The 5408-nt window shown below is 72.7% G+C and carries 6 protein-coding genes; 3 read left to right on the top strand and 3 right to left on the bottom strand.

The window, feature by feature from the left end; translation table 11 throughout:
- Positions 1-37: 37 nt before the first annotated feature.
- Complete coding sequence (locus tag AB0P35_RS41450; protein WP_363521638.1) at positions 38-1633, bottom strand: M4 family metallopeptidase; 1596 nt, start codon at positions 1631-1633, stop codon at positions 38-40.
- A gap of 66 nt (positions 1634-1699) precedes the next feature.
- Positions 1700-1873 carry a hypothetical protein gene (locus tag AB0P35_RS41455; RefSeq protein WP_363521641.1) on the bottom strand — a complete coding sequence of 58 codons (174 nt, stop codon included), beginning with the start codon at positions 1871-1873 and terminating at the stop codon, positions 1700-1702.
- Between the two features lie 88 nt (positions 1874-1961).
- On the opposite strand from AB0P35_RS41455, the gene AB0P35_RS41460 reads away from it, so the two are divergent.
- Entirely contained in the window at positions 1962-2465 is a 504-nt protein-coding gene (locus AB0P35_RS41460) for an ATP-binding protein (protein ID WP_363521644.1), read from the top strand.
- 31 nt (positions 2466-2496) lie between these two features.
- Here AB0P35_RS41460 and AB0P35_RS41465 read toward each other — a convergent pair whose 3' ends face one another.
- On the bottom strand, positions 2497-3933 hold the full coding sequence (locus AB0P35_RS41465) for a family 10 glycosylhydrolase (RefSeq protein ID WP_363521646.1): 1437 nt from the start codon (positions 3931-3933) through the stop codon (positions 2497-2499).
- A 541-nt stretch (positions 3934-4474) separates the two neighbouring features.
- Here AB0P35_RS41465 and AB0P35_RS41470 point away from each other — a divergent pair.
- Both AB0P35_RS41470 and AB0P35_RS41475 read left to right on the top strand, forming a co-directional pair.
- Entirely contained in the window at positions 4475-4762 is a 288-nt protein-coding gene (locus AB0P35_RS41470) for a hypothetical protein (protein WP_363521648.1), read from the top strand.
- A gap of 289 nt (positions 4763-5051) precedes the next feature.
- Entirely contained in the window at positions 5052-5351 is a 300-nt protein-coding gene (locus AB0P35_RS41475; RefSeq protein ID WP_179419829.1) for a hypothetical protein, read from the top strand.
- Positions 5352-5408 lie beyond the last annotated feature (57 nt).

Consider the following 5408-nt stretch of genomic DNA (forward strand, 5'->3'; position numbering starts at 1 on the left):
GCCGACCCCCAGGGGTCGGCGGCCCGGCGCAGGTGGGTCAGGAGACGCTGACGGCGCTCCAGGCGGCGGCGACCGCGTTGTACTCGGTGCTGCCGGCGCCGTAGAGGTCCTTGGCGGCGTTCAGGGACGCGGTGCGGGCGCCCTTGTAGTCGGTGGTGGACGTCATGTAGACGGTCAGCGCGCGGTACCAGATCTTGGCGATCTTCTGGTTGCCGATGCCGGTCACGGTGGAGCCGTTGCAGGTCGGGCTGTTGTAGGTGACGCCGTTGATCGTCCGGCTGCCGCTGCCCTCGCTGGCGAGGAAGAACCAGTGGTTGCCGACGCCGGAGGAGTTGTGCACGTCCAGCTGGCCGACCTTCTTGCTCCAGCAGTCGGCGGAGCGGCCGTCCAGTGAGGGCTTGTCGAAGCGGCGCAGCCACGGCGGGGTCGACTGGTCGCTGAACAGGTAGTCGGGGGTGTCGACGCTGTTGTTGGCGTACCACTCGACCATGGTGCCGAAGATGTCGCTGGTCGACTCGTTGAGGCCGCCGGACTCGCCGCTGTAGCGGAGGTTGGCGGTCGCGCTGGTGACGCCGTGGGTCATCTCGTGGCCCATGGTGTCGAGGTCGACCTGCTCGGGGTCGGTGGTGCCGTCGCCGTCGCCGGTCATCATGCAGAAGCAGGCGTCGGACCACTGGGCGTTGTCCCAGTTGGTGCCGACGTGCACGAAGACGGTGGCGCCCTTGCCGTCGTTCTTGATGCCGTTCCGGCCGAAGGTGTTCTTGTAGTAGTCGTACGTCCAGGCCGTGTTGGCGTGTGCGTCGACGGCGGCGGTGGCGCGGTCGGAGGAGAACTTCCGGCCGTCGCCCCAGATGTTGTCGGCGTCGGTGAAGAGCGTGCCGGAGCTCGCCTTCACCGCGCTCGACGAGATGTTGTGCGCGTCCTTGGTGGTGTGGCCGCGGACCGGGTCGATCAGCGCGTACTGGCCGTTGGACTGCAGGGTCGTGCTGATCGTGATGTCGCCGGTGTACTCGGAGCGGCCGGTGCCGGAGGCCTCGTGCTCGGCGTCGAAGTGCTCGATCTCCTCGCCGGTGGTGGCGTCGGTGACGATGACGCGGCCGGAGGGCTGGCCCTGCTTGCCCAGGCCGCTGACGGTGGTCTGCCAGGCCAGTCGGGCGGTGCCGTCGGCGGCCCAGACGACCAGCTCGGGCTGGGAGGTGGCGGACGATATGCCGGGCGCGGCGGCCAGCGCCTTCGCGGCGGTGGTCTGCGCGGGCACGCTCGGGACGGTGGACCTGACGGCCGGGTTGTGGCCCTTGGCCCGCGAGGAGTCCTTGAGTCGGCCGTGGGCGTCCTGGTGCACCACCAGGTCGCCGCCGACCACCGGCAGGCCCTGGTACGTGCGGTCGAAGCGGACGTGCTGGCTGCCGTCCGCGTCGATGACGACGTCCTTGACCTGCAGGGCCTGGCCGGCGCCGAAGCCGAAGAGCTCGGCGTTGTGCGAGACGTTGGCCCTGGCCTTGGCGATCGCGGTGTCGCGGCCCGGGACGGCGGTCGCGGTGGCGACCTGGACGCCGGCGGCGACGAGTGCGGCGGTGGCCGCGAGGGCGCCGGCCGTGAGGGTACGGCGGCGCGGAGAGGAGGTGGGGCTCACTCTGTACTCCAGTCGGTAGCTGCTGGGTGGCCGACTGCGAGTTTGGCTGTGAACAGACAAACAGTTCTACGAAACAGTATGGAATTTGACCATTCCGTAGCCGAGGGTGTGACCAATTCCGATCGAATTCGACCGAACTGACCGTGCATCGCCACGGATTCCGGCGCCGTGCTGCTCGTCGTAGAGCGCGTCGACCTCGGCCCACGGGACGACGGCCTTGGGCACGAACCAGCGCTGCACCCGGATCCTCGCGTACTGACGGCAGCACACCCCGGCGTCCGAGACGGTCTGACGCCCGGTCGCGGCGGCCGGCCGTAGTCTTGCCGCCATGGCAGAGCGAGCGAGCACGGTCGTGCTGATGTGCGGACCTCCGGGGGCCGGCAAGACCACCCACGCGATGGGCCTGGTGCGCCGCGGCTACGTCCGGCTCTCGATCGACGAGGTGGTCTGGCGGCGCATCGGGCAGCGCGACCCCGGCCGCGTCCTGGAGCCCGCCAGGTTCGACGAACTCAAGGAAGAGGTTCGCCGGGAGCAGCGGCAGGAGCTGATCCGACTGATGCGGGCCGGCCGGGACGTCGTGGTGGACTACAGCTTCTGGAGCCGGGCCGCCCGCGACGACTACAAGGCCCTGATCGAGAGCCACGGCTGCCGCTGGGAACTCGTCCACCTGAAGGCGGACCGGTCGACACTGGAGCGCTGCCTCGCCGTCCGCAACGGCGAGGCGGGCGCCAACGCCGTCACCGTCGACGAGCAGCTGCTCGACCGCTACCTGACGAACTTCGAGGAGCCGCACGGGGAGGGCGAGCAGGTGCTCGTGCAACCCTCCACCTGAGGGTGAGACAGGTCCGCCCCCGGACCGTCCGTCACACCACCGTGAGCCGAACGGGGCCGCAGGTCGGGCTCTCCCGTCCGGCCCGGTCGACGGCGGTGGCGGCGAACCATGAGCCCGCTCCGGCCCCGGCCGGCCGGTGGTGGCCGGTCGTCAGGGCCGGAAGCAGGGCGGTCAGCCGGTCGGGGTCGGCCGGCGGCCGGGCGCCCGGGTCCGCGTCGTAGGCGTAGACGGCGTACTGGAACGGCCTCGGCCGGTCGCGGCCGGCCGAGGGCGAGATCAGCAGGCCACGCCCGTCGGGGGAGGGGCGGAGGACCGGCGGCCCGGGCGGGGCGGTGTGCGCCAGACGGGGCAGCAGCGGTCCGAGCACGGGCCGGGCCCAATGGTCGGCCGCGAGTCGGCGGATCGCGCCGATCCGGTCGGCGCGCGCCGACCGGGCGCTGAAGAAGACGTCGCCGCCGATCGCCGGCAGGGTGGCGTTGAGCGCCAGATGGCGCGAGAGCTCACCCGGGTCCTGCCACGGCGCGGGACGCCCCGGCGCACCGGGCCGGGAGGCGGACTGCCCGATCCACAGCTGGGTCCCGGTGCCGGCGGCCTGCTCGGCCCACCACGGCGCCAGGACGGCGTAGTCGGCCACGGGGAAACCGATGTGCCAGTAGAGCTGGGGCGCGATGTAGTCGACCCAGCCCTTGCGCACCCAGCCGCGGGAGTCGCAGAACTGGGCGTCGTAGGACTGGAGCGCGGTCGTCGCCGAGCCCGCCGGGTCCGAGGCGTGGTTGCGCCAGACGCCGAAGGGGCTGATGCCGTACGCCGCGTCCGGCCGGACCGCCCGCACGCGGTCGCGCAGCTCACGGACCGTCAGATCGATGTTGTCGCGCCGCCACGCGGCACGGTCGGTGAAGCCGCGGCCGTCGGCGGCGAACGCCTCGTCGTCGGGGAAGGCCCGGCCGTTCGGTGCGGGATACGGGTAGAAGTAGTCGTCGATGTGGACACCGTCGACCTCGTAGCGGGACACGGCGTCCATGACGGCCCGCAGGACGAACTCCCGTACGGCGGGCAGCCCCGGGTTGTAGTACAGCTCGCCGTCGTAACGGACCACCCACTCGGGATGGCGCCGGGCGGGATGGTCGGGCACCAGACGGGCCGGGTCCGGGTCGATCGCGATCCGGAACGGATTGAACCACGCGTGGAAGGCCAGACCGCGCTCGTGCGCCGCGCGGACCATGAAGGCCAGCGGGTCCCACCCCGGGTCCCGGCCCTGAACCCCGGTCAACCACTGCGACCACGGCTCGAACGGGGACGGCCAGAGCGCGTCGGCCGTCGGACGGACCTGGACGAAGACCGCGTTGAAACCGGTCTCCCGGGCCGCGTCCAGCATCGCCGTGAAGTCCGCCCGCATCTCCTCGGCGCCGAGCCGCTTCCGGCTCGGCCAGTCCGTGTGGTTCAGGCAGGCGATCCACAGGCCCCGCATCTGCCGCTTCACCGGGAGCGGCGCAGGCGGCGGTCCCTCGGCGCCACCGGTCCGCCTCGCCGGCGCCGCCGCCGCGGCTGCCGCCATCCCCAACGCGGCCAGAACGGCCCGGCGCCCAGGGCGCCCCGCATCCACCACGTTCATCCGACCGCTCCCCGGGACGAGGGCGGGCCCGCCGCCACCCGGCAGTCCCCACCCCGATCACGCAGCGGGCCCCGGCCGACGCGACCAGCACGGCCGCGTGGCCGGCGGTACGTCCTGAGGCCCGCGAGGATCGGGGCGACAGCACGGCGCACAGAGGCCTCCTCGAACCGGACCCTCCCCGGATCCGGCCCGGTGCGCCGACTTCGACCGCCCCGGTCCCTCGAACGGGACAAGGGATGCCCCCGAATGACCGGCGCGGCAGGGCCGTGCGGTGGCTCGGCTGCGGGGGGCCGGGCAGGCGCTCTCCCGACCGACCGTCAGATTGTCTTGGTCACCGTCGGAGTGCTGACCACCGCGGCAGGGGCTGCCGCTCGCCTTCAGCGCGACGCGCATCCAGGTGCCCACCGTGCACTTCGGCCCGCGCCGGGTGGTGTTCGCCGGGCCCGGCGGCAGCACCGAACCGCACGGCCAGGGCCACCCCGTCGACGTCGTCGAACACACCGACACCCCGGGCACCGAGGTGAAGGACGGCGACCTCGACATGCTGCTGCACTTCGACACCGAGACCTCCGGCCTCGGAACCGGAGACACCGAGGCCTGCGTCCAGGGCTCCTACACCGACCCCACAGACGGCCGCACCTACCACTTCTCCGGCTGCCGCCCGGTCCGCGTCCTGCCCTACTGAACCGTCCCCGCCCGGCCCGGCCCGTGCCTGCCCCACGCAGGCACGGGCCGGGGCCCCTCACAACCAGGCCCGTGGCGCCCGGGCGCATTGTGTACCGGGCGTTCGGAGCCGTCCTCCCACGTCGGTCGCGCGTCCGCACGCTCTGCCCCGCCCGGTGAGTGCGGCGGGACGATGGACGGGCCGGATTCCGGCCGGGGGACACCGCCGGTCGCCGTGGGAGTGCGGGCGGCGGCGGGTGGTTGTTGGCTGGTGCCTGACCGGTGTTCCGCTACTGGAAAGGGAGACGAACATGGCTGTGGTGATGTCGATGCACTGGGCCGGGGTCACGCCGGAGCAGTACAACACGGTGCGTGACGCCGTGGACTGGGAGGAGATCCCGGCGGCCGGGGGCCAGGTCCACGTGGCCTGGTTCGGCGCGCAGGGCCTGCACGTGACCGACGTGTGGGAGTCCCAGCAGGCCTTCGAGGCGTTCCTCGCCCAGCGGCTGACGCCGGCCGTCGAGAAGGCCGGTATCACCGGCGCCCCCGAAGTCACCTTCACCCCGCTGCACCGGCGCTTCGTCGCCCCCGGAATCAGCGGCGCCGAGTAGGCGCCCCGCGGTGGGGGCCCCGCCCCCCCCCCCCCCGCGGCCCCCCCCCCCCCACCC

The organism is Kitasatospora sp. NPDC085879 (assembly GCF_040686255.1).
Taxonomy (GTDB): Bacteria; Actinomycetota; Actinomycetes; order Streptomycetales; family Streptomycetaceae; genus Kitasatospora.

Coding starts and splice junctions, on each gene's coding strand:
- AB0P35_RS41465 (WP_363521646.1), bottom strand. CDS start 3,933: ATGCGGGGCCTGTGGATCGCCTGCCTGAACCACACGGACTGGCCGAGC.
- AB0P35_RS41460 (WP_363521644.1), top strand. CDS start 1,962: ATGGCAGAGCGAGCGAGCACGGTCGTGCTGATGTGCGGACCTCCGGGG.
- AB0P35_RS41475 (WP_179419829.1), top strand. CDS start 5,052: ATGGCTGTGGTGATGTCGATGCACTGGGCCGGGGTCACGCCGGAGCAG.